Annotated in this window: 18 protein-coding genes and 1 pseudogene; 6 read left to right on the top strand and 13 right to left on the bottom strand. The window is 69.0% G+C overall.

What is annotated here, in order from left to right; all coding sequences use genetic code 11:
• Positions 1 to 1,281: pseudogene (locus ASD69_RS22240) on the bottom strand (hypothetical protein); the annotation flags it as partial.
• An 870-nt stretch (positions 1,282 to 2,151) separates the two neighbouring features.
• On the opposite strand from ASD69_RS22240, the gene ASD69_RS11355 reads away from it, so the two are divergent.
• Positions 2,152 to 2,772, top strand: coding sequence for an XRE family transcriptional regulator (locus ASD69_RS11355; protein WP_056177885.1), 621 nt, complete (start codon positions 2,152 to 2,154; stop codon positions 2,770 to 2,772).
• Between the two features lie 367 nt (positions 2,773 to 3,139).
• Here the strand turns inward: ASD69_RS11355 and ung are convergent, their stop codons facing one another.
• The 4 genes from ung to ftsE all read right to left on the bottom strand — a co-directional run bounded on the left by ung (position 3,140) and on the right by ftsE (position 6,429).
• Positions 3,140 to 3,847, bottom strand: a complete 708-nt coding sequence (ung, locus tag ASD69_RS11350; RefSeq protein ID WP_056177883.1) for a uracil-DNA glycosylase — start codon at positions 3,845 to 3,847, stop codon at positions 3,140 to 3,142.
• Entirely contained in the window at positions 3,844 to 4,680 is an 837-nt protein-coding gene (locus ASD69_RS11345; RefSeq protein ID WP_056177881.1) for a response regulator, read from the bottom strand. The genes ung and ASD69_RS11345 overlap by 4 nt, the downstream gene beginning before the upstream one ends.
• A 121-nt stretch (positions 4,681 to 4,801) precedes the next feature.
• Entirely contained in the window at positions 4,802 to 5,746 is a 945-nt protein-coding gene (gene ftsX / locus ASD69_RS11340) for a permease-like cell division protein FtsX (RefSeq protein WP_056177880.1), read from the bottom strand.
• The gene (ftsE, locus tag ASD69_RS11335) at positions 5,743 to 6,429 is read right to left on the bottom strand and encodes a cell division ATP-binding protein FtsE (protein WP_056177878.1); all 687 of its coding nucleotides are present in this window, start codon (positions 6,427 to 6,429) and stop codon (positions 5,743 to 5,745) included. The genes ftsX and ftsE overlap by 4 nt, the downstream gene beginning before the upstream one ends.
• 360 nt (positions 6,430 to 6,789) lie before the next feature.
• On the opposite strand from ftsE, the gene ASD69_RS11330 reads away from it, so the two are divergent.
• The gene (locus ASD69_RS11330) at positions 6,790 to 7,227 is read left to right on the top strand and encodes a hypothetical protein (protein WP_056177876.1); all 438 of its coding nucleotides are present in this window, start codon (positions 6,790 to 6,792) and stop codon (positions 7,225 to 7,227) included.
• Positions 7,228 to 7,349: 122 nt separating this feature from the next.
• On the opposite strand, the gene rhlB is transcribed toward ASD69_RS11330, so the two are convergent.
• Positions 7,350 to 9,101 (bottom strand): ATP-dependent RNA helicase RhlB, encoded by a 1,752-nt coding sequence (gene rhlB / locus ASD69_RS11325; protein ID WP_056177874.1) that lies wholly within the window; start codon positions 9,099 to 9,101, stop codon positions 7,350 to 7,352.
• A 249-nt stretch (positions 9,102 to 9,350) separates the two neighbouring features.
• Between rhlB and trxA the strand changes: the two genes are divergently transcribed.
• On the top strand, positions 9,351 to 9,683 hold the full coding sequence (gene trxA / locus ASD69_RS11320) for a thioredoxin (RefSeq protein ID WP_056177872.1): 333 nt from the start codon (positions 9,351 to 9,353) through the stop codon (positions 9,681 to 9,683).
• A gap of 238 nt (positions 9,684 to 9,921) precedes the next feature.
• The gene (gene rho / locus ASD69_RS11315; RefSeq protein ID WP_056177870.1) at positions 9,922 to 11,625 is read left to right on the top strand and encodes a transcription termination factor Rho; all 1,704 of its coding nucleotides are present in this window, start codon (positions 9,922 to 9,924) and stop codon (positions 11,623 to 11,625) included.
• 123 nt (positions 11,626 to 11,748) lie between these two features.
• On the opposite strand, the gene ASD69_RS11310 is transcribed toward rho, so the two are convergent.
• Both ASD69_RS11310 and ASD69_RS11305 read right to left on the bottom strand, forming a co-directional pair.
• Positions 11,749 to 13,554, bottom strand: a complete 1,806-nt coding sequence (locus tag ASD69_RS11310; protein WP_056177868.1) for an XVIPCD domain-containing protein — start codon at positions 13,552 to 13,554, stop codon at positions 11,749 to 11,751.
• Between the two features lie 254 nt (positions 13,555 to 13,808).
• Entirely contained in the window at positions 13,809 to 14,654 is an 846-nt protein-coding gene (locus ASD69_RS11305) for a hypothetical protein (protein WP_056177867.1), read from the bottom strand.
• Between the two features lie 97 nt (positions 14,655 to 14,751).
• Between ASD69_RS11305 and ASD69_RS11300 the strand changes: the two genes are divergently transcribed.
• A complete protein-coding gene (locus tag ASD69_RS11300; protein WP_056177865.1) occupies positions 14,752 to 14,949 on the top strand; it encodes a hypothetical protein in 198 nt (65 codons plus the stop codon).
• Positions 14,950 to 15,192: 243 nt separating this feature from the next.
• Here ASD69_RS11300 and ASD69_RS11295 read toward each other — a convergent pair whose 3' ends face one another.
• On the bottom strand, positions 15,193 to 16,092 hold the full coding sequence (locus ASD69_RS11295; RefSeq protein WP_157499160.1) for a hypothetical protein: 900 nt from the start codon (positions 16,090 to 16,092) through the stop codon (positions 15,193 to 15,195).
• 293 nt (positions 16,093 to 16,385) lie between these two features.
• Between ASD69_RS11295 and ASD69_RS11290 the strand changes: the two genes are divergently transcribed.
• Positions 16,386 to 18,221, top strand: coding sequence for a monovalent cation:proton antiporter-2 (CPA2) family protein (locus tag ASD69_RS11290; RefSeq protein WP_056177861.1), 1,836 nt, complete (start codon positions 16,386 to 16,388; stop codon positions 18,219 to 18,221).
• Between the two features lie 65 nt (positions 18,222 to 18,286).
• On the opposite strand, the gene ASD69_RS21920 is transcribed toward ASD69_RS11290, so the two are convergent.
• The 4 genes from ASD69_RS21920 to ASD69_RS11275 all read right to left on the bottom strand — a co-directional run bounded on the left by ASD69_RS21920 (position 18,287) and on the right by ASD69_RS11275 (position 23,396).
• Entirely contained in the window at positions 18,287 to 18,781 is a 495-nt protein-coding gene (locus ASD69_RS21920) for a hypothetical protein (protein WP_157499159.1), read from the bottom strand.
• Positions 18,778 to 19,596, bottom strand: a complete 819-nt coding sequence (locus ASD69_RS21915) for a hypothetical protein (RefSeq protein ID WP_157499158.1) — start codon at positions 19,594 to 19,596, stop codon at positions 18,778 to 18,780. The genes ASD69_RS21920 and ASD69_RS21915 overlap by 4 nt, the downstream gene beginning before the upstream one ends.
• Positions 19,597 to 19,831: 235 nt before the next feature.
• Positions 19,832 to 23,149 (bottom strand): ankyrin repeat domain-containing protein, encoded by a 3,318-nt coding sequence (locus ASD69_RS11280; RefSeq protein ID WP_056177857.1) that lies wholly within the window; start codon positions 23,147 to 23,149, stop codon positions 19,832 to 19,834.
• Positions 23,142 to 23,396: a YcgL domain-containing protein gene (locus ASD69_RS11275; protein WP_056177855.1), complete on the bottom strand. Its 255-nt coding sequence runs from the start codon at positions 23,394 to 23,396 to the stop codon at positions 23,142 to 23,144. Before ASD69_RS11275 ends, ASD69_RS11280 begins: the two co-directional genes overlap by 8 nt.
• Positions 23,397 to 23,823 lie beyond the last annotated feature (427 nt).

Genomic DNA, 23,823 nt, shown 5'->3' with positions numbered 1-23,823 from the left:
CGTGTTCGTCACCGTGAACGTGTACGGGATCGTGCTGCCCGCCGTCGCACCCGTAGGCGCACCGGCGACCTTATCGATCGTCAGCGAAGGCGCAGGCGCGAAGGTATTGGTGATCGTACAAGTGGCGGCATCTCCCAGCGCCAAGGTGATCTGGTTGCCACCGGTGACGGTGGCGCCCGTGCACACCCAGCTCGAAGCGGTGTAACCCGCGGGGCCACCGGCTTCCGTCAGGAGGTAGTTGCCCGGATTGACCTGGGCATTGGTGACGGTCGCGGCGCCTTCGGTGCCGGTGATCGTGGTCGGACCGGTTGCCGTCAGTGTCCAGTTGGTGTCGATGGCGGTGCCGCCACCGGTGTTCACCACGGTCTTCTGCAGGGTCAGCGTCGCGGGAACCGGCGTGTTGGAATACGTACACGTGGTCGCAGTGGCGCTGGCGCCGATCGTGAGGCTACGTCCAGTAGCACCGCTAGCCAGCGTACTGCCGCCGGCGCAAGCCACGGTAGTGGTGTATCCGGCCGCGGTGGCACCGCCGCCGAAGGTTTCGGCCGGCAGGGTGACGACATCGCCCGCGAACACGGTCACAGCCGTGCCGGTGGTGTTGGTCGGCGCGGTCGCGCTGAAGGTCGGGTTGGCGGTGCCGCCGGTGGTGGTGGCCGAGGCGGTGTGGCCGCTCACGCTGCCCGCCGCCCAGCTCTTGGCCAGGTTCAGCTGCTGGGCGATGCGCGCATTGGTGTAGGTACAGGTGACCGCACTGCCCGGCATGGTGATGGTGCGGCTCAGGCCGGTCCCGGTCACTGTCACCGGGTTGCTGCTGGCGTCCGTACACACCAGGGTGGTGGTGTAGTTGGTGGCGGCGCCCGTGGTGAAGGCTTCGGTCAGCGTGACCGTGACGCCACCGCCGGCGGTGGCCGTGGCGTTGGTGGTCGTGGACGGCGCGGTGGAGGAACCCGCGACGGCGCCGTTGGCGCCGGTGATGGTGAGGCTGACCGCGTCGCCGGCGAGCGCGTTGGTCCAGGCCTTGGTCAGGGTGATGTTGCGCTGGATCGGATCGCTATCGGTCGCGGTGCAGACGCCGGTGGTGCTGTTGAAGTTGGCCGCGCCATTGGTGCTGGTGCACAGCGTGCCTGGGTTCTGCACACCGGTGGGCGGCGTGACCGTGGCGGTGTTGACGGCGTTCTGAGCCAACGCGGGCAGCGAGACCGCCCCCAGCAGCAGGAGCAGCAGCGACTTGCGAAAGCAGCGACCGACTACCGTCAGCGCTCGATTGATGTCTGCAGCCACGTTGCACTCCCCCTGAACCATTTCAGCCTCGTACCCACCGCCAACACCCCCGAGCGGCCATCCGAGCCATCGAGCTGCGCCAGTTCCCCTAATGGGATTTTTTTGTCCCAATCAGGATTGTATAGGCAATTACCATGCCAATAAGAAAACGGTCCCAGTCCCGGATCCGTTTTATTTCGGGCGTTCTTTCACAATTTTTAGGACCTTCAGCGTCACTTGGTGACTCAAAACGTCCTTAACAGCGCAGGTGCCGAACGGCTTCCGCCCCCGCCGGAGCGGTAAAGACTTGGCCAAAACCGGCGTACATCGGTTGCAGCAGCGGACCTGGCGCATCGGCGGTGCGGCTACCGATGTCCGGGGCGCTGGGCTTCGGCTGGGCGGGGGCGGCACATCTAAGCCACCAAATCTTTCTCCTGCTCAGCCCAATCGCGCCGCATCCGGACCGGGTCCGTTGATATGGATCGCGGAAGCGCGGCCACAGAGGACATCGCAGGGCACGCCCGCTACAGGGACAGGGCCACGATCGGGGCGGACGCCTGGCGCGAACAGGCACACTTAATGCCCACTGGAGGCTCTAAATTGATGGCTTTTGGCTGCGTACAGAGGCTCGACCATGCGCCTGGGCTCTCCATCCGCGCACACGCAATGCACGCAAGCACTTGAGATTGCGAGGCACAAGACGAACAATGTGAAGACCGTGTTCCAAATCGGAAAATCACGGTCCAGCAACAAGTTAGGCTGACTTTTTGCACCAGTCTTGTGTATTTTTCACAAGCTGAACCTTTTGCCCGTCCCGACGCGGCGTTTGCGTCTCCCGCTTCGATTCAAGGCAATTGGTACCGTTTCCATGCTTGCGGAGACCCACATCCCATGAAGTCGTCTCACCCGACCATCGGCGGCCTGTTGCGTTCGCTGCGCGCGCGCAACAAATGGACGTTGAAGCAGATGAGCGAACGCTCCGGGATTCCGTTATCCACCCTGTCCAAGATCGAGCACGACCGTCTGTCGCTGACCTACGACCGCCTGCAGCAGCTCAGCGAGCGCTTGAACATCCGCATGTCGGAACTGTTCGCCGAAAGCGAGGATGCCAGCGTGCCGGCGGTGACCGCACGCCGCAGCATCGGCCGGGTCAGCGATGCCGTGCGCATCGACTCCAAGAACTACGAATACTTCTATCTATGCCCGGAACTGCGCCGCAAGCGCATGGTGCCGAGCGTGGCGAACCTGCGCGCGCGTAGCCTGGAAGAGTTCGGCCCGTTCCTGCGCCATGCCGGCGAGGAATTCATCTACGTCCTCAAGGGCACGGTGGTGCTGCACACCGAGTTCTACGATCCGCTGACCCTGGAGGAAGGCGAGTCGGTCTACATCGACTCCAACATGGGTCACGCGTATGTGATCGGGCCCGATTCCGACGCCGCCACGGTGATGGCGGTGGCCGCGACCGACGACGATCAGAGCGTCATCGAAGCCCTGATGGCGACGAACGACTAGACCCGAGGCGGGTGCGAAGCCGCCCGGATCCCGGCCGCGCTTGCCGCCGGACCCGGTTTATTGACGGAATGCACAATTTAGCCTCACATATTTGTCGAAACGGCTTGCAATTCTCCGATCTGGACAATTAGTCTTACGGTGAGAATTATGCGTGCCGATTGCAATCGGCACGGGCATGGTCGGGCGCTCGCAAGCGTAGCGAACGACACATCCAGGCCACGCGGCCTAGCTGAGCGGAATTCGTGGCACTTCCTAGGTGCCGCCGCTGCAGTAAGACGCGAGCCTCGCCGCCGGTATCGACGCTGAGTAGCTGTCTTTTGAGCCCCGGCCTAGGTCGGGGCGATTTTTTTGCGGCGCGGCGAGGCGATCAGAGCGCGCTGCGCGGCGGCAACGACCAGTCGATCGCGGCCAGGTCCTGCCGGCTCAGGTAGTCGTTGACGGCCGAGAAATGCCCGCAGCCCATGAAGCCGCGATGGGCCGACAGCGGCGAGGGGTGCGGCGCCTTGAGCACGCGATGGCGGCGCGCGTCGATCACCTTGCCCTTGGCCTGGGCGTAGCTGCCCCAGAGCAGGAACACCAGCCCCTCGCGCTCGCGGTTGAGGGTATCCACGACGTGGTCGGTGAAGCCTTCCCAGCCCTTGCCCTGATGGCTGCCGGCGCGGCTCTCCTCGACCGTCAGCACCGCGTTGAGCAACAGCACGCCCTGGCGTGCCCACGCCATCAGGTAACCGTGGTCGGGACGCGCCAGGCCCAGGTCGCGATGGATTTCCTTATAGATGTTCTCCAGCGACGGCGGCACCGTCACGCCCGGCTGCACCGAGAAGCACAGGCCGTGGGCCTGGCCCGGCCCGTGGTACGGATCCTGGCCGAGCACGACCACCTTGACCTGATCGAACGGAGTGGCGTCGAAGGCGGCGAAGATCTGCGGGCCCGGCGGATAGATGCGGGCGCCGGCCGCCTTGCGTTCGCGCAGGAACGCCGACAGCGCGCGCATGTCCTCGCGCTCGAACCAATCGCCGACGCGCGCTTTCCACGACGGCTCCAGCTTGACCCGCTCGCCGCTGTCGCCGTTCATGAGGACGCGCGCTCGGGCAGCCGGGCCAGGCGCAGCTGGAACAAGGTCTTGGTGACCAGCAGGCGCTCTTCGATCGGCTTGAGCACCAGGTCGTTGGCGCCGGCGCGCAGCAGCTCGCTCTGGTTGTGGCGGTTGGCGTCGCCGGTCATCACCAGCACCGGCAGGCGGCGCTTGCCGTACTTGAAGTCCTGGCGCAGGCGCTCGAGCAGGTCGTTGCCGCTGAGCGCGCCTTTCAGATAGACGTCGGTCAGCACCAGATCGGCGCCGACGTCCTCGGCGCCGCGGTGGGTTTCCAGATACTCCAGCGCTTCTTCGACGCCGATGAAATGCAGCACCTGCAGGCCGTGGCGTTCGAGCATGCGCTTGGTCGCCACCGCGACCACGCGGCTGTCCTCGACGTAGAGCACGCGCGCGCCCGGGATCGGCTCGGGCTGCACGTAGCCGCGAATGAAGGCCGCGAGCGCGCTGTGGCCCAGCGCCTTGTCGAAATAGTCGGTGACGTCCTCGGTGAAGCTGCGCGACTCCAGATGGGCCTGGGCATCGCCCGAGACCACGATCACCGGCACGTAGGCCTGGCCGCCGGCTTCGCGCACGCTGCGCGCCAGGCCGATGCCATCGCCATCGGGCAACACCAGCGAGGTCGTCACCAGATCGACCGCGCCGCCGTCCAGCGCCGCGCGCGCCTCGGCGATGCTGCCGCAGGGCACGACCTCGACATTGGGCAGCTCGCGCGCGAGCACGTCGCCGATGAGCTTGCGCACCAGTTTGGAACCGTCGACCACCATCACCCGGGGGGCGGCGTTGTCGAAATGGCGTAGATCGTGGCTATGCATGCGGGACGGATCGGGTCGCTATCGACGACGGCGCAAGGGAGTCCGAGTTTAGGCGCGAACGGCTACGGATTCCGAGTCTCGCGTTCCGTCCCGGCCAGATCGTCTACGGCGACCGCGCCGCTCAGGTGTCGGTGGGCCGGGTCTGGCGCAGGTAATGCCCGGTCACCAGCCCCGCGCCCAACCAGCCCAGCACCGCCGCGCCGACGACGATCGCCGCGGCGTAGCGCAGATCGAAGCCGTGCAGGGCGAATGCGCTGCCGTAGCTGCGCGCGAGTTCGGCCAGCGGCTCGCGCAGGGCGAAGTCGGCGGCGGTCAGCAGGGCCAAGGCCAGCGCGCCCGCGGCCAGGCCGTAGCACGCGCCCAGGTACAGGAACGGGCGCCGGATGAATCCGTCGGTCGCGCCCAGCAGCTGCAGCACGCCGATCTCCTCGCGCCGCGACTGGATGTCCAGCCGCACGGTGTTGCCCACCACCAGCAGCGCACCCAGACCCAGCAGCGCCGCCAGAACCCAGGCCAGGCGGCTGCCGAAGCGCAGCCAGCCGTCCAGGCGCTGTCGCCACCCGGCATCGTGCTGGACCAGATCGGCGTCGGGCAGGGCCTTGAGCGATTCGGCCAGCAGTAGCTCGTCGCCCTTGGGCGTGATCAGCAGCAGGTTGGGCAGCGGATTGCCTTCGAGGGTGCCGATCGCCTCGCCCAGGCCGCTCTTTTCGCGCAGCTCGGCCAGGCCTTGTTCGGGCGTACGCAATTCGATCGCGGCGATGTCGCGACGCGCGCGCAATTCGTCGGCGAGCGCGCTGGCGCGTTCGGCGGCGAGACCGGGCTTGAGGAACAGCGCGATCTGGCGCGATTGCTCGACGTCGCCGGTGAAGCGTTCGATGTTGGCCAGCGCCGCCCACAGGCCCAGCGGCAGGGCCAGCGCCACCGCCATCACGCCGACGGTGAGCGCGGTCGACCAGGGCTTGCGCAGCATGCGGCCCAGGCTGGCGACCAGACTGTAGACGTGGTGATCGACCCAGGTGCCCAGGCGCGAACGCGAATCGGAGGGCGCGGCGGCTTTGGCGTTCATTCGGCCAGATCCTCCGGCGAGATGTCGTCGACCAGGCGCCCCTGATTCAAGACCAGCACGCGCTTGCGCATGCGCTTGACCAGGCTGAGGTCGTGGCTGGCGACGAGCACGCTGGTGCCGCGCTCGGGCAGCGAGGCGAACAGGGCCAGGATCTCGGCCGACAGGGTCGGGTCGAGGTTGCCGGTGGGTTCGTCGGCCACCAGCAGACGCGGTTCGCCGACGATCGCGCGGGCGATGCCGACGCGCTGTTGCTCGCCGGCCGACAGCTCGCCCGGCAGCGCACGCTCGCGCGTGGCCAGGCCGACCTTGTCCAGCACCGCGCGCACGCGCTTGGCGATATCGCCGCGGCGCAGGCCGCGTAGCAGCAGCGGCAGGCCGACGTTGTCGGCGACGCTGCGATCGGCGAGCAGGCGATGGTCCTGGTAGACCACGCCGATGTCGCGCCGGTGCAGGGCGACGCGGCGGCCGCGCACCTTGAGCAGGTTCTTCTCGCCGAACAGCACCGCGCCGCGGCTGGGCCGCTCGCTGAGGTGGATCAGCTTCAGCAGCGTGCTCTTGCCGGCGCCGGAATGGCCGGTCACGAACAGCATCTCGCCGGGGGCCACCTCGAAGCTGACTTCGCTCAGCGCCTCGTGGCCGCTGCTGTAGCGTTTACTGACGTTGTCGAAGCGCAGTACGGTCATGGCGGAAGTATCGCAGATGCGCGATTCGCGAGAACACATCACGTTTCCCGGCGCGGGCTTGCACTAGCGTGGCCCTGCGGTCGGCAGGGACGACTCGGTCGCAACGGCGGGGTCGTCGACGCCCCGCCCCACGACCTTCCCGGCTCACCGCGGGCGCAACGCGCCGGTCGGCCAGCCGCAACGGTCGCCGGCGCAACGCCGGCGCGCGCACCGTTCCCGCAGCACTCGCTTCATGCCCGGCAACGGCCCGGCAGCGCCCTGACGTCGTGCAACAAGGAAGGCACCACGATCGACCACCGTCGCCGGCCAGTCGACACCGGCTGGCGTTCGGTTCCGGCTTTCATTCTTAAGGAGAAGAATATGCAAACCACCCGGCTACAAATCGCGTTCGCCCTGGCCCTGGCCTTGGGCCTGCACAGCCAGAGCGCCCGCGCCGAGCAGTACGACCCGCCGCTCAACATCGGCACCATCGGTTGCCCGGCCGGCTCCACCGGCTACGGCAACGCCCGCTTCATCGTGTTCCCGTCCTGGGGCAGCGCGCCGCCGAACTGGCGCCTGACGATCTGGTGCAGCGCCGCCAGCGCCGGACGCCGCACCCACTTCGAACCGGGCGGCGGCGGCGTGTTCGCGCCCTGGCCCAACCTGGGCGGCGCCTTCGGGGTCGGCTGGCCGCCGCCGCCGAACTACGGCAATCAATTCCAGTTGCTCGACGTCGACAGCGATGGCGATCTGGACGTGTTCCAGCTGCTGGAAACCGCGCCCAACACCTGGACCGTGTTCCTCAACCGGGCGCTCTGAAACCGGGCGCACCCAGCCCGCTTAGGTCATCGCGACCGATCGCGGCACGCTCGGACGCAACGAAAACGGGCGCCCCAGGGCGCCCGTATCGTTCGACGGCACGGGCCTGCGGCCCGTCCGCCTCAGTGCTGCGAACGCGGCGCGCGCGTGACCAGCGACTTCAGGCCGCGGCCGATGCGGCTGAGCAAACCGCCGGGCTTGGCCTCGCCCTCGCCCGCCGGAGCCGGCTTGGCGGGGCCGGACTTCGCCGCCGGTGCCGCCTTGGTCGCGGTGACCGGGGCGGTCTGGGCCGTCGCGCCCTCGGCGCCCTCGATGCGGCGACCGCCGCGACGGCGACGCCGCTTGCGCGGGGCGTGCTCGCCCTCGACCGCCGCCGGAGCGGTGGCGACCGCAGCGGCCTCGGTTTCCGGACGCGGCTTGCGCTCAGGACGCGGCGGACGCGGTGCGGCGCCCTCGGCCGCGGGTGCGGCGGCGCCGGCTTCGCGACGCGGACGCTCGCTGCGCGAACCTTCGCGGCGCGGGCCTCCCTCGCGACGACCACCGTCGCGCGAACCGCCGCTGCGGCTGCCGCTGCGACCGCCGCCACGGCGTTCTTCGTCGGCGGCGCGCTGCTCGCGCGCTTCCTTGAAGATCGCGCCGATGCTTTCGTTCTCCTCGCCTTCCTCGCCCGCCGGCACTTCGCGCGGCTTGCGCGGCAGCGCGACCAGCAGGTCGGCGTCGACCGTGGCCACCGGCAGCTTCTGCTCGATGTAGCTTTCGATGTCCGGCAGGCTCATCGCGTAGCGCTCGCAGGCGAAGCTGATCGCGTCGCCCTCGGCGCCCAGGCGCGCGGTGCGGCCGATGCGGTGGACGTAGTCCTCGGCATCGAACGGCAGGTCGTAGTTGTAGACGTGGCTGACGCCGTCGATGTGCAGGCCGCGGGCGGCCACGTCGGTGGCGACCAGGATCTCGAGCTGGCCCTTCTGGAACTTGTTGAGCAGCGACTCGCGCTTCTTCTGCGGCACGTCGCCCGACAGCACGCCGACCCGGTAGCCGCCGCGCTCCAGCGAACGCGCCACGCGCTCGACCCAGACCTTGGTGTTGACGAACACCATGGTGCGCGCGCCCTCGGAGCGCGACAGCAGGCCCAGCAGCAGCGGGATCTTTTCCTCGTCGGACGGGAAGTACACCTTCTGGCGCACCTTGGCCGCGGTGATGAACTCGGTCTCGACGACGATCTTCTCGGGCTCGTTCATGTGCTCGTAGGCCAGCTCGAGCACGCGGTGGCTCAAGGTGGCCGAGAACAGCAAGGTCTGGCGCTCGGTGCGGATCGGCATGCGACGCAGCAGGAAGCGGATGTCCTTGATGAAGCCCAGGTCGAACATGCGGTCGGCTTCGTCGAGCACGCACATTTCGCAGGCATGCAGCGACACGACCTTGTGCTGCTTGACGTAGTCGATCAGGCGGCCGGGCGTGGCGATGATGACGTCGGCGCCCTTCTGCAGCAGCTCGCGCTGCTTGTCGTAGTCGACGCCGCCGTAGACCAGGGCGAACTTCAGGCCCAGCTCGGAACCGAACTTGACCGCGTCCTTATGGATCTGGATCGCCAGTTCGCGGGTCGGGGCCAGGATCAGCGCGCGCGGATCCTCGGGCTTGCGCTCGGCCAGGGCCGGGCTGGTCAACAGGCGGTTGATGACGGTGACCAGGAAGGCCAGCGTCTTGCCGGTACCGGTCTGGGCCTGGCCGGCGACGTCGCGCCCGGTCAGCGTGATCGGCAGGGTCAGCGCCTGGATCGGCGTGCAGCGCGAGAAGCCGGCGGCTTCGAGGCCGGCGAGCAGGCTGGGATGCAGTTCGAACGAGGAAAACGTGATATCGGTTAAAGGCTTGTCGCTCATGCGTCTTAAGGGTCCGCGCGCAGAACTGCGCTTGCGTGGGTGGCGTCGGCGAAGCAGACTGCCGGGGCCGGGCAGACCCCATGGCCGACCCGACGTTCTGCCTCTGGAAGAGGCCGTGGCGCAGCCCTTGAAGGTGCCGCGAAACGCCCCAGTTTACAGTAAGCCCCCGCCCGGCACGGCCCGCCCGGGGATACCATTCAATATGAGCCCGTTCCGTACGGGCGCGTACCCCCGCAGGAGATCATCCCCGTGAGCGAAAAAGTTCTGCATGCTGGCGATTCCGACTTCGATGCCACCGTGCTGCAGTCGTCCGAACCCGTCCTGGTCGACTTCTGGGCCCCCTGGTGTGGCCCCTGCAAGGCGATCGGGCCGATCGTCGAACAGCTCGCCGACCAGTACGAAGGCAAGGCCAAGGTCGTGAAGGTCGACGTGCAGGAGTTCCCGTCGCTGGGGGTTCGCTACAACGTGCGCAGCATCCCGATGCTGCTGATGTTCAAGGACGGCCAGGTCCATTCCAGCCAGCTCGGCGCCCCGCCGAACATCAAGTCGCTGCTGACCCAGATGATCGACAAGGCGATCTGATCGCCCCCCCGCCTACGCCCGCCCACGCCGGGCGTAGGTCGCCGGCTTGCCCGGCAACGTGAACGGCAGGCCCCATAACGCTTGCCGCCGCGCAACAGCAGTGCTAGTTTCGCAGCACCCGGCGCCGAACCGTAGCACTGGCAGCGCCGCACCCCCTCTCGCAAAACCATCATCCACCCACGTCCCCGACGTCCCGCTCGCTGCCTGCGAGCGCTCGCCCTTAGCGAGGAATCCCTGCTTGTCCGATAACACCCCCGACGCTGGCGATATCGCCGAAAAGCGCGTGCGTAAGCCGCGTGTCGCCAAAGCCGACGCCGCTCCCGCAGCCGCCAGCCCGTCCGCTCCCGCTCCTGCGCCCAGCGCACCGCCGGCCGCTCCGGCGCCCGCGCCGGCCGCCCCCGCCGCTTCTGCCCCCTACTCTGGCGACTCCGCACCGGCCTCGTCCGGCGCAGATGGCGCGCCGCAGGGCGGCAACGACGGCGGCAACGCCCAACGCGGCGAAGGCGGCTACAACAACGATCGAGGCGGCAACAACAACCGCCGCGACCGCTTCCGCAACCGCCGCGACCGCGATCGCGACCGTGGCGGCCGTCCGCGCGACGAAGGCATGTCCAACGACGGCGGCAACGGCGAGAACTTCGTCCCGCGTCCGCACCCGCAGGTGCCGGAAGGCTTCCCGCAGTACTCCTTGGGCGACCTCAAGCGCATGCCGGCGCCCAAGCTGCTCGAAATCGCCGACCAGCTGAGCATTCAGGAAGGCGTGGCCCGCGCCCGCAAGCAGGACGTGATTTTCGCCCTGCTCAAGGTGCTGACCCGCCACGGCGAAGGCGTCGCCGCCGACGGCGTGCTGGAAATCCTGCCCGACGGCTTCGGCTTCCTGCGCGCGGCCGAGGCCAGCTACCTGGCCGGCCCGGACGACACCTACATCTCGCCCAGCCAGATCCGCCGCTTCAACCTGCGCACCGGCGACCACCTGTCCGGCCGCATCCGCTTCCCCAAGGACGGCGAACGCTATTTCGCCCTGTCCATCGTCGACACCATCAACGGCGAGCCGCTGGAAGCGTCCAAGAACAAGGTCCTGTTCGAGAACCTGACCCCGCTGTTCCCGCGCCGCAAGTTCCGCCTCGAGCGCGGCGACGGTTCGACCGAAGACATCACCGGCCGCATCCTCGACCTGATGGCGCCGCAGGGTAAGGGCCAGCGCGCCCTGATCGTGTCGCCGCCCAAGGCCGGTAAGACCATGCTGATGCAGCAGGTCGCCACCGCGATCACCCACAACCACCCCGACGTGCACCTGATCGTGCTGCTGGTGGACGAGCGTCCGGAAGAAGTGACCGAAATGCAGCGCACCGTGCGCGGCGAAGTGGTCTCCTCGACCTTCGACGAACCCGCCGGCCGCCACGTCCAGGTCGCCGAGATGGTGATCGAGCGCGCCAAGCGCCTGGTCGAACACAAGAAGGACGTGGTGATCCTGCTCGACTCGATCACCCGCCTAGCCCGCGCTTACAACAACGTCGTGCCCAGCTCAGGCAAGGTCCTGACCGGCGGCGTCGACGCCAACGCCCTGCACCGTCCGAAGCGCTTCTTCGGCGCCGCGCGCAACGTCGAGGAAGGCGGCTCGCTGACCATCATCGCCACCGCCTTGATCGACACCGGCAGCAAGATGGACGAGGTGATCTACGAAGAGTTCAAGGGCACCGGCAACTCGGAAGTGCACCTGGACCGCCGCATCGCCGAAAAGCGAGTCTACCCCGCGATCAATATCAACCGCTCCGGCACCCGCCGCGAGGATCTGCTGATCGAGCCGGAACTGCTGCAGAAGATCTGGATCCTGCGCAAGCTGCTGCACGGCATGGACGAGATCGGCGCGATGGAATTCCTGCTGGACAAGATGAAGACCACCAAGTCCAACGACGAGTTCTTCAGTTCGATGAAGCGCTGAGGCGCGGCCCGAACCGTCAACGAAACGCCCCGCATTGCGGGGCGTTTTCGTTTCTACCGCCAGCCCTCAAAGAAAACGGCCCCGCGTGTGCGGGGCCGTCGTCGTATTGCCCGATCGTCGCGCTTACAGCCCGCGACCGCCGCCCTGCGTGGTCTGCGGCGCCGGTGTTTGGCCGGCCGCCATGTTGCGCGCGGCGAGCTGGCTGCTCACTTCCAGACTTTGGCTGGAGCCGGCCGCGACGTCGATCGAGACCATGCGCCGGTTGGCCGAGGCCGGATCGCCCTGGACCGCGAACAGCTTGCTGCCGTCCTTGCTGGCGAACAGGTGATCGACCTGGGTCAGGCCGCCGTCGCGGGTGGCCGGCACCAGCGCGGCGGCCAGGTTCTGCTGCTGCTGCGGGTTGAGCTTGACCTGCGCGGGGTCCACGCCCTTGAGCTTGTCCAGCATGTCCTTGTACATGCCGTTCAAGGCGTTCGCGCCGCTGGTCAACACGCCGGCCACGCGCAGGCCTTCGTCGACCGCGCCGCCGACCTTGTTGGTGTTGCGGTTGGCCGCTTCCTGCTGGGCCGCGGGCAACAGGTAGGTGCCGCGCTCGCGGTCGCCGTCGCGATCGCGCACGTAGCGTTTGACGTCCTGCAGCTCCAGTTCCAGGAACTCCTTGGACGAACCCTTCGCGGCCTTGGCCAGATCGACCGCCTGCTGCGCGCTCAGGCGCTCCAGGCCCTGGCCGGAGGCGAGGATGTCGACCAGCGACTCGGGCTGCACCTTCTGCTTGAGGAAGGCCAGGAAGCGCTCGCGCGTTTCCGGGTTTTCGCCCATCGCATCGAGCACGCGGGTGGCGGTGGACAGGGCGTTGCCGGCGTCGGTGGGCATGCCCGAGATCTGGCGCATCACGCCGCTGATCGCCTTGCGCGGCTCCAGGCCTTCGGCGAACGGGAAGCGTTCGCGGAACTCGTCCCAGCGTGGCGCGAGGATCTCTTCGCGGATGTGCTTGATCAATTGATAGGCGCCGGCGGCGAAGGCGACGATGGCCACGCCCACCGGGGCGACGCCGATCAGGCCGCCGACCAGGCCGGAGTTGCGCGCGCCCAGCAGCAGCGCGGTCTGGCCGACGTCGCCGGCCAGCTTGAAGCCGTTGCCGAGCAGGTCGAACGCGGCATCGACGCGGCGGTCGGTGTCCAGCGGCTTGCGGGTGATCGGATCGCGGCCGTTGAACACACGCTCGGCGTCCTGGCCGATGGCCTTGGCGTCGTTGGCCACGCCCTTGATCGCGCTGTAGCGCTCCAGGATCTTGGCCGCCTCGCGTTCGCGCCCGGTGCTGGTGGCGAACTGCAGCACCGCCGCCATCGCCACCGCGTCCACCGGCTGTCCGGCCTGGCTGGCGGCGGTGCCGGCCTTGATCGCGGCTTCCAGCGCGGCCAAGGTCTGGGCCACGTCGGCGTGCCCACCGCTTTGGGCGAGCTGCTGGAGCTCGGCCAGCGGCTTATCGACGGGCGCGTCGGGGCTGGCGTCGCGTTGCGCCGACCAGCTCTTGGCGTAACCGACCAGCGAGGTCTGCAGGGTGGCCGGCAATTCCACCGCATAACCGTGGAACGGCGGCGACACGCGGCCGTCGGCGCGGGTCTCGCCGGGGTACAGCTTCCAGGTCAGGGCGGTCTGGGCGAGCGCGCCGCCAGGCCCCGAGACCGAGGCCACCGTGGCTTCGAGGGTGTCCTCGTCCACGACCTGGCCGTTGCGCTGCAAGGCGTCGGCGACGACCGCACGCAGCACGGTATCGCGCGACCATTCGTCGTCGGCGGGCAGCAACGCCGTGTAATTGAGGGCGCGGTCCTGCGGCGCACCCTGTCCCGCGTACCAACGACGGGCCACCGTGGCGTTGCCGCCGCGTGTGCCGCTGTCGTCCGAAATCGAATCGACTACTGCATTCATTAGCACTTACTCCTTGTCCGGTGAACTAGCTCCTGGTGAACCAACCCTTGGGCACTCCGGCCCAGGGTCGAAGCTGAATCATGCGCCCGTCGAATGACCGGGGCAATTCGGGGGCGTGTGGTGGGCGCCCGGGCGGTCCAGGCGGGTTCGCCGCATCCGGCCGATCCGGTCCGGAAAGGAAAACCCCCGCGGGGCGGGGCGGGGTCGGGCCTGGCGCCGGCCTTCCTGGGCCGGCGTAACGGGGCGTGGCCGCCCTACTCGTCGACGCTGCTGAGGTCGGATTCGGCGTGCTGCCAGCCGGCGGCGGTGCGGCGCATCAGCACGCGGCCGCGGCGGCGGATGTCGTCGCGATCCACGCCCTCGACCCAGAGCACGGCCTGGTCGCCGTGCTGGCGGCCGCGCGCGATCCGCGCCTGCAACGGCTCGCCGTCGCGCAGGGACTTCAGCGATTCCTTGACCGTGCCGGCATCGTCCTCGGGGAAGCGCCAGCGCGCGTCCTCGCCGCCCATGCGGCGCAGGGCGGCGACGTCGCCCTTGGCCAGGGCCTCCAGCCAGGCGTTGTAGGCCGCGCCGGGCGCGCCGCCGCCGGCCGGCAAGGCGCTGCCGGGCGCGGGCGCGATCGGCGTGTCGAAGCGCAGATCGAAATCGTAGGGCGTGCCGAGGAAATCGCCCTCGGCCAGCTGCCAGCGGCCGGCGATGCGCACGGCCTCGTTGCGTTGCAGAGCGAGTTCGCCGTAGCCGCCGCTGTTGAAGCCTTCGGGCGAATAGAACAAACCGCATTCGCTGCCGTCGGCGGCGATGCACAGGCGCACGTAGCCGCCCGCGGGCGCCTGTTCGCGCACCGCGTCCATCGCGTCGAAAGCCGCGGCGACCGCGGCCGCGTCCAGCGGCTTGGCGCTGAGGAACACCAGGGTGCGGCGCTCCTCGGTCTGATCGGACGGCTCCTCGATCACCGCGATCGCATGCGCCAGGCTCAGGCGTGCATCGCCATAGCGGAAATAACCGGAGCCGGTCTGGGCCGCGGCGGCGCCGGCGGCGATCCATCCGGCCGTCAGCGCGAGCGCGCGCAGGCGGCGACGCAAGGCGTGCGTGGCGCTCATCGAGGCTGTCCTTTGCGGCCGTCCCAATTAGGCGCACGTAATAGCACGGCGGCGGCGGACAGCGCGGCGATCGCGGCGGCGGCGGTGAGCTGCGCGCATGCGATTGCTCGTACTCGAAGACCAAGCCGATCTGCGCGCAACCGTCGCCGGCCGCCTGCGCGCGCATGGGCATGCGGTGGACGAGGTTGCGGATCTGGCGCCCGCGGAGTCCTTCGTGCGCTCCCACGCCTACGACGCCTTCGTGCTCGATCGCGGACGGCCCGATGGCGATGCGCTGACCGTGCTGCGGCAATGACGCGAGCGCGGTATCGCCACCCCGGCGCTGTTCCTGACCGCGCGCGATGGGGCGGCATGGTGCATTGCGTGACCCAGCAGCAGCCCACGGCACGCTAAGGCGCGGGTCCGCGCGCCGTTGGCCTGCCGCGACTGGCTGGGTTGATCGGTCGCGGAGCAGGGGATTGAAAATCCCCGTGTCGCCTGGCCGCCACCGCCGCATGAACAACGGCCGCCGGGCGCACTGCCCGGCGGCCGCAATGGCTTACAGCGCGACGCCCTTCACTTCGCTGGCCAGCTTGATCGCACTGGCCAAGGGCACCACGTCGCCGGCATCGACATCGGACACGCCGATGCGCTGATTGCCGGCGTCGCTTTGCAGCCAGGCCGGTTCGCGGCGCGCGCCGCGCACTTCGGAGCGCCACTGGCCCGGACGGGTCTCGCGCATGCCCGGGGCCTGGAACTCCACCGGCATGCTCACGGTGAGATCGCGCGCGCTGGGATGGTCGGTGTGCAACTGCACGTTGAACTGCCAGCTGCGCGCGGCGCGCGCGGTGGCCTGCTCCAGCGCCGCCACGCCCTTGGCCAGGGCCTTGTCGCTGCCGTAGACGTTGAGCAGGCTGGTCTGCACCGGCGCCGCTTCGAGCACGCGACCGTCCGCGGACAGGCGCAGGTAAAGCAGCACCACACCACCCACGCGTGCGCGCGCCAGACCTTCGGGATAGGACGGCGCCACGATCTTGCGGCTGCTGATCGTGACCGCGGCCGGCGGCGCATCGGGCAGTACGCCGTAGCCGGTGGCCGGGAAGGTCACGTTGTCGACGGTGACCGCGTAGCGCTCCTCGCCGAGTTGGCGCGCGGCCAGGGTCACGCGCATGCGCGCCTTGGCGGTGACCGGCTTGCCCTGCACCAGCACCGGCTCGAAGCGCCAGGCGCGCACCTGGCGTTCCAGGCTGGTCTTGACGTCGTCGGGCAGCGGGGTCTCGCTGCGGTAGTCGATCAGGGCGCCGCTGGGGTCGATCGCGATCTCGCTGTCGACGCGCGTGGTCATGATCGAGTCCACCGGCGGTTTGGGCGGTGCCGGTGGGGATTGGGCCCAGGCCGAGGCGGCCAGGCTCAGGGCGGACAGCGCGAGCGCGGTCCGCCGGAGGGAGTTTCCTTGCATCGTGTAGCTCCTGTGGATGTAGCGTGGATGCGTCGCGGCCCGGGCTCCTGCCCGTGGCGGCCGCGCGCCTTGCGAGCTTAGCAATGCCCAGGCGGCCTCTAGCGCATCGGGTTCACCGTTTCGCCGCAAGAACGCGCGGACGCGAGCCTGCTGCGACGCGCCATCGCGGCGCGCCGATTGGACCGCTGGAGCGGAAGCTGTTTCCCGCCCATGCGCCACCACCGCGTCCGCCGCGGTCGGTAAGATGAAGGCGTCGCGGATGGCGGCGATCTGGCGGGCGACGAGGGTGATGCATGCATAGCGGCGGTCTGGAACTTGCGCTGGTCTTCCTGCTGGCCGCGGTGATCGCGGTGCCGGTGTTCCGCAAGTTCGGACTGGGCGCGGTGCTGGGCTACCTGGCCGCCGGCGTGGTGCTGGGCCCCTACGGGGTCAAGGTGATCCGCAACGCCGAACCGGTGCTGGCCGCGTCGGAAATCGGCGTGGTGATGATGCTGTTCGTGATCGGTCTGGAGCTGTCGCCATCGCGTCTGCGGGTGATGCGCAAGCCGGTGTTCGGCGCCGGCGGCCTGCAGGTGCTGCTCAGCGGCCTGGCCCTGGGCGCGATCGCGATGTTCGGCGGCGGCCTGGGCTGGAAGGCGGCGGTGGTGGTGGGCGTGGGCCTGGCCCTGTCCTCGACCGCGGTCTGCCTGCAGCTGATGTCCGAGCGCAAGGAACTGACCAGCGACTACGGCCGGCTCGCGTTCGCGATCCTGCTGTTCCAGGACCTGGCCGCGATCCCGCTGCTGGCGGCGATTCCGCTGCTGGGCAAGGCCGCGTCGGTCCAGGGCGGCGGCATGGAATGGGTCGCGATCGCCAAGGCGGTCGGCGCGATCGGTGCGGTGATTTTCGGCGGCCGCGTGTTGCTGCGGCACGTGTTCCGGATCGTGGCGCGCACCCAGATGCCGGAAGTGTTCACCGGCGCGGCGCTGTTGACGGTGCTGGGCGCGGCCTGGGTGATGCAGATCGCCGGCCTGTCCGCGGGCCTGGGTGCCTTCATCGCCGGTGTGCTGCTGGCCGATTCGGAATTCCGCCACGAGCTCGAATCGCAGATCGACCCGTTCAAGGGCCTGCTGCTGGGTCTGTTCTTCATGGCCGTGGGCATGAGCATCGACCTGCAGCGCGTGGTCTCCGAGCCGGCGATGATCGCGGCGATGGTGGCGGTACTGATGCTGGTCAAGTTCGCCCTGCTGTTCGGCGTCGGCCTGCACCCGGGCGGCCTGGACCGTCGCGAATCGGTGCAACTGGCCGCGGTGATGTCGCTAGGCGGCGAGTTCGCCTTCATCGTGTTCAACGAAGCGGTCAACGCCGGTCTGCTCGACGACCCCTCGCGCGACCGTTTGATCGCCGCGGTTGGCGTGTCGATGGCGTTGACGCCATTGCTGCTGATCGCGATCTCGCGCGCCTTGTCGGCCGCGCCCAAGGCCAAGCCCAAGCGCGAGTTCGACCAGATTCCCGACAACCACCCCAAGGTCCTGATCGCGGGTATGGGCCGCTTCGGCCAGATCGTGGCGCGCCTGCTGCTGGCCCACAAAGTGCCGTTCATCGCGATCGAGAACAGCGCCGACCAGGTCGACTTCATGCGCCGCTTCGGCAACATGGTCTATTACGGCGACCCGGCGCGCCCGGAGCTGCTGCGTTCTGCCGGCGCCGCCCAGGTCGATGTATTCGTGATCGCCATCGACGACCACGACGGCAACATCCGCACCGTGCGCACCCTGCGCCGTCTGTACCCGCGCGCCAAGGTGTTCGCGCGCGCACGCGATCGCCGGCATGCCTGGCAGCTGATGGACCTGGGCGCCGAACCGATCCGCGAGACCTTCCATTCCAGCCTCAAGCTGGGCGAACACGTGCTGACCTCATTGGGCGTGGCGCCGGAAGTCGCGCGCGACCACACCGAGCGTTTCCGCGAACACGACGAGCGCATGCTCAACGCCCAGTACCTGGTCCACGACGACGAGGCCGCGCTGCTGCAATCGGCCAAGGACGCGCGCAAGGAGCTGGAGGAACTGTTCGAAGCCGACCAGGGCGAAGGCCTCCTGGGCGAGATCACCGCCGACGCCGACGCGGCCGCGCAGCGCTCGTTGCACTAGGGGCTACCCCGGAAACAACAACGCCCCGATCTCGGGGCGTTGTTCGTGCAGATCAGTCCCTCCGCTTAGACGCCTGGACATATCAGCTCGGTGTACCGCGCTTCGCAGTGGTACTGGCCGCCGCCCACCGACACACAACCGCCACCGCCGGGCTGGGAAAAGCAGTTGTCGTATGGACCTTCCCCTACCGGGTCAGACCCACCCCAATCGCCGATTCCGCCACTGGCGCCGCCGCCAGTGTTGTCGCCTTCGCCCTTCCAATCGCTATACCAATAGCCTTCAGACACGAACATCGCGGACATTACCGCCACAGTGTAGATCGAGCACTTAGTTCCATTGCAAACGGTGACTTGGTTCGGCCGTCCCTCGGGGTTTACCCAACTGCCCTGATTGTCCAGTCGATTGACCACTTCGCGTATGAAGGCCAGCGTGGTTCCATCCGCCAAGCCCGCTCCTACTTCGCAGTTTGCGCAATAAAAGCGTCCTACGTACTTGGCCAAAGCAATGCCGCCAATACCGACCAATGTCAGAACAAGAAGCAGCTTAGTTACCTTCTTCATTTCCCCACCCCTTCCTGTGTGGCCGACGGCATGAGCAAGGTCTGAGCGTGCTGCTGTGCTCTGAGTATCTGTGTCGGCGAGAGCGCTCTCCCTAGGGTCGTCAGCCGTTGCGCCGCGATCGCAGACACAGAGCGCTGCCCCCATGCGTAGCAATACGCGTACGCCTTCATGGGGTCCTTGTCGACCAACAGGCCCGCATCATAGTTCTCCGAAATCCGGAGTAACGCCTCGGCACTACCCGCCTGTCTCGCCATTTCGAGAAAGCGCATCGAGTCGCGCTTGAACTTGGCGATCAACTCTGTGTCCAACCTGGCCTCCTGCGACAGGAAAACGCCCTCCACCAAGACCGGGAAGTCGAGTTGAGCCTGGAGATTCCCGGACTCCGCGGAGTGCTCGGCCAAGGCATATACCTTGTAAGCGTCGATGGCTTCGGGACACTTCATATCGAGCAAACCGCTGCTGGCGAGCAATTGCTGGCGCTGCGCAACGGTCAGCCCCTCTGGCATGCTGATGCGCTTCCCTCCACCAGTCCGAATACACCGACTGAGAACCTGTGCCTGCGCCAAGGCTGTTTCAGGAGGAACATCCTTTATCGATTCGGCAGATGCCTTGATGGCGAGCGCACTCGATCGCCCGACCTCGCGACTATCGAGGCCTAAACGACCGCTCCGAGCCACGCTCGCATCGTTAGTTCCAGCGGCCTCGGTCGCCGAATGCGAAGCAACGCCTTGCGCTTTCTGCCGCCACACGACGGCCACGACGCAGCCAACGATGAGCAAAGCGGCGATACCCGCTGCGAATCCATTCTTCGACATCTTCCCCCCGTGGCCGCCTGTCATACAGCGCGCTACTCGTTTGGGAAACTATCCACTCATTTCGACCCGATTCGCAATTCGCAAAGTAAACGCCGTTCGGCACCGCAAGGAAGCTCTGCCGTCTGATGCGCGCCTAGCCGGGTCGACAATTAGGACGCGTCGAAAACTCAAGCGGCGTTCGCCGCATTGAGGCATGCGGCACCGCCAGTGCGCCGCAGCCAAGTTCAGACCGCGCTCAACGCTCGCGCAGGAAACGCGCCATCGACACGCCGTTGCCCGGTGCGGGCGGGGCGAATTCGGCCGCGATGTCGACGAAGCCGCGCATCACCGCGATCTCGCGCGGGGTGCGGTTGAGGGCATCGCGCAGGTCCGGGTCGGCGCCCGCGCGCAGCAGGCGCTGGACCACACGCAGCAGACCGTGCAAAGCGGCCAGATGCAGCGGGCCGAAGCCGCGCGGATCCTGGGCGTCGAGCGCGGCGTCGTGATCCAGCAGCAGATCGAGGCCGGCGACCAGCACTTCCTCGTCGGCGGCGGTGCCCGGCTCGGCGCGCGCCCCCAGCAGCAACAGCAGCGGGGTGGCGCCGGCGGCGGACTCGTCGGCGTCGACGCCGGCCAGCAGCAAGGTGTCGAACAGCGCCACCAGGCGGCTGCGCTCGCGCGCGGTGAAGCCGTACATCGCCGCGCAATGCAGGGCCATGCGCCCTTGTGCGTCTTGCGCGTGGACGTCGGCGCCGGCGGCGAGCAGGCGCGCGGCCAAATCGGTCAGGCCCAGCGCGCAAGCCACCATCAGCACGGTCAGGCCGCCCGGCAGGCGTTGTTCCAGCGAAGCGCCGGCCGAGACCAGTCGATCGACGATGTCGCCGTGGCGCATGCTGACCGCGGCCGAGAGCGGGGTCGCGCCGGAATGCGCGGGCAGCTGCGGATCGGCGCCGCGCGCCAGTAGCAGGTCGACGACGGCGCGATGGCCGCCGCCGGCCGCGCGCAGCAGCGCGCTACAGCCCTGGCGATCGAGCGCGTCCACCGCCAGGCCGAGGTCGAGCAGGCGACGCACCGCATCGGCATCGCCGACGATCGCGGCGGCCGGCACGTCGTAGGCCTGCAGCGGGCGCTTAGGCAGCGGCCAGCCGCGCCAATCCAGCCAGTCGGCGAGGTCGCGGCGGCCGGACGACAGCGCCACGCCCAGCGGGGTCTGGCCGTCGGCGGCCAGCAGATCGGGCGAAGCGCCCTGCGCGACCAGGCGCTTGAGCATGGTCTCGCGGCCGAGCGCGGCGGCCAGGTGCAGCGCGCTCATGCCGTGGCTGTCGCGGGTGTCCAGGGCCACGCCGATTGCGACCAGGCGGTCGACCAGACGGGTCCAGCCCAGACGCACCGACAGCGCGAGGGTCGGGTCGCCGTTGCGCGAATGCGCGAACGGATCGGCGCCGCGTTCGATCAGGTCCAGCGCGAACTGCTCCAGCCCGCGCGCGGCCTGTTCGGCGCTGGCGCAGGCGGCGAGAAAGCGCGCCAGACCGCCGGCGCCGGCCGGCGAAACACCGCGCCGCAGCAGCGCCTGCAAGGCCGGCACCGCGGTCGGGCCGCGGCCCAGCAGGGCGAACATCGGGGTGTCGCCGTGGGCGTCGCGGGTTTCGGCGTCGGCGCCTTGAGATAGCAACCAGGCGATGCGCTCGGGCGAAAGTGCGTTGTCTTCGTCGTGCAGCTGCGCGCCCAACTCGGCCGGCGTGAGCAGCTTGGCCAGGCCGCCGAGTTCTGCGGCGCGGCCTTCGCGCAGGCCGTCGCGCAGCAGGCTGGCGGGCATGCGGTCGGGCAACGGCGCGTCGCCGCCGTCGTCGTCGCTGACCGCGGCCGGCAAGGGATAGGCGCGATCGAGCGCGGCCACCAGCGACCAGCGGCCGGCCTCGGCGGCGCGATCCACCGCGCGCTTGCCGATCGCGTCGCGCTGTTCCGGGTCCACGCCCAGGTCGAGCAGGCGCTGCACCAGTTGCGGCGTGGCGTTGTCGGCCATGCAGGCCAGGGCCAGCGCGTTGCGGCCCTCGGCGTCGGTCATCGCCGCCTCGGCGGCGCCGCCGCGCGGCAGGTGTTCGAGCAGGCGGTCGAGCACGCCCAGGCGCGCGCCACGCGCGGCTTCCAGCAGCGGGGTACGGCTGCGCGCATCGATCGCGTTCGGATCGGCGCCCGCGGCCAACAGCACGGTCACGATATCGAGATGGCCGGCGTAGGCGGCTTCGTGCAGGGCGCTGCGCCCGTGCGCGTCGCGCGCGTCGATCTTGGCCTTCTGCTTGAGCAGCAGACTGACGCCGGCCGGGTCGTCTTCCTCGGTGCCGGCCGCGGCCAACAGCACAGGCTGACCGCCGGCGGGCTCGGGACGCGCGCCGCGTTCGAGCAGGAACTTGGCCAGGCGCCAGTTGCCGCTCGCGCAGGCCACGCCCAGCGGTGATTGGCCGTCGCGGTTGAGCGGATCGAGCTCGGCCTGGGCGTCGCGCAACAGCGCGGCCACGCCGGGGTCGGAGCTGCGCGCGGCGTGATGCAGCGGGGTGTTGCCGTCGCCGTCGGCCAGACGCGGGTCGGCGCCATTGGCCAGCAGGGTCATGACCGCGTCGGGGCGGCCGTGCCAGCTGTCGCGGGTGGCGGCCAGCAACGGCGTCATGCCGGCGGTGGCGGCGTTGAGGTCGACGCCGTGGGCGATCAGCGCGCGCAACAGGCGCAAGTCCGGCAGCACCGCGGCTAGCACCGCCAGGCTGCGCTGGTCGCGTTCGTCGGTGGGCGGCGCGGCGTTGACGTCGGCGCCCAGCTCGATCAGTTCCAACGCGCGTTCGACCCGGCCGCCGCGCGCGGCCGCGTACAGCGCCGGCTCCAGCGGCTCGCCGCTGAGCAGCGGCGCCTGGGCGAGATCCAGCGGCTCGTCGTCGGCGACGAAATCCAGCCCCGGCAGCGGGTCGGCCGGTTCGATCCCCTGCAGCAGCCAGTGCAGCAGCGGCGAGCCCAGCGCCAGCGCGATCGCCAGACCCCAGCGCGCGCCCTGCGTCAGCAGGTCCGGCCAGGCCAGCGCCACCACCGCCGCGGCCAGCGCCGAGACGATCGCGGCCACGCCCAGCCCGCGCCAGGCCCCGAGTTCGAGTTCGCTCAGCGCCTGCCAGTACTCGCGCAGGCCACCGCCGTCGCGTTCGAGTTCATGCCACAGCGGCCAGACCCGCCACAGGCCCAGCAGGGCGATGCCGCCGACCATGCTCAGACCCAGCGCCGCCATCAGCGAGCCGGTCTGCAGCAGCGAGGACAGCGGCCAGGCCACGACCAGGGCCAGGGCGGTCACGCCCGCGCCCCACAACAGCACCAGGGTGCCGCCATCGCGCAGCCAGACCGGGCGCGGCTGCTCGGCGTCGTCGCGCCAGAACCGCGCCGCCAGCGCGTAGGCCGGCTGCGCGAGGGTGCCGGCCAGCGCGGCGACGACGCCGCCAAAGCCGGTCAGCAGCGCCAATACCAGCCCCGCCGCCGCGGTCGCGGCCAGTCGCAGCCGGGCGTGCTTGGGGTCGGACCAGGGACTGCGGCGCTCAGGCATCGGACCGCACTTCGTCGTGTCGCGGCGGGAACTGGATATGGAACCCACGACTGGCCAGGTTCTCGCGCACCACCGCGCTGTCGCCCCGGGCCAGCTGGCGCTCGGGCGTCAACGCCACCTCAAGCACGAACTGCAGCGCGCCCAACTGGGCGCGCAGCGGTTCCGGCACGCGCTCGAAGTCGTCGCGCGCGGCCAGGAAGACGTAGGTTTCGTCCTTGCGAAGGCTCTTGTAGACGTAGGCTTGCATGCGCTGGACGGCTCGGCTCCCGGTCGGATTTTCGGTGCGGGTTTATGTGACGCACAGCATACCTGCCCATCCGCGTCACGCGAACTCTGACGTTCAGCGTCAGGCGCGGGAGCGGCTGCTAGCGGGCGGGCTGGCGTGACGGGGCTCACGGCCGCGTGACGGCCTGGCCGGGCGCTTGGGCGACCCCGGGCCTCCCCCTTCAAGCCTGTCGCGCCGCCGCCGGCCCCTGAGTTCCAGCTACCGCCTACCCCACTCGTCGCTGCGGCTGTTGTGCTGTTGCTGTTGCTGTTGCTGCGGCATTCAAGTCCAAAAGCAACGCACCCACACGACCAGTCGTAGACCCGTAGGGCGGCGCGCAGGACGCGCGCCGTTTTTCGAATGGACTGGGACGTCCATTCGAAAAATCCCGGCGAAAGCACCGAACCCG

The organism is Lysobacter sp. Root604 (assembly GCF_001427505.1).
GTDB lineage: Bacteria > Pseudomonadota > Gammaproteobacteria > Xanthomonadales > Xanthomonadaceae > Lysobacter.
This window is presented reverse-complemented; position numbering and strand designations above follow the sequence as displayed.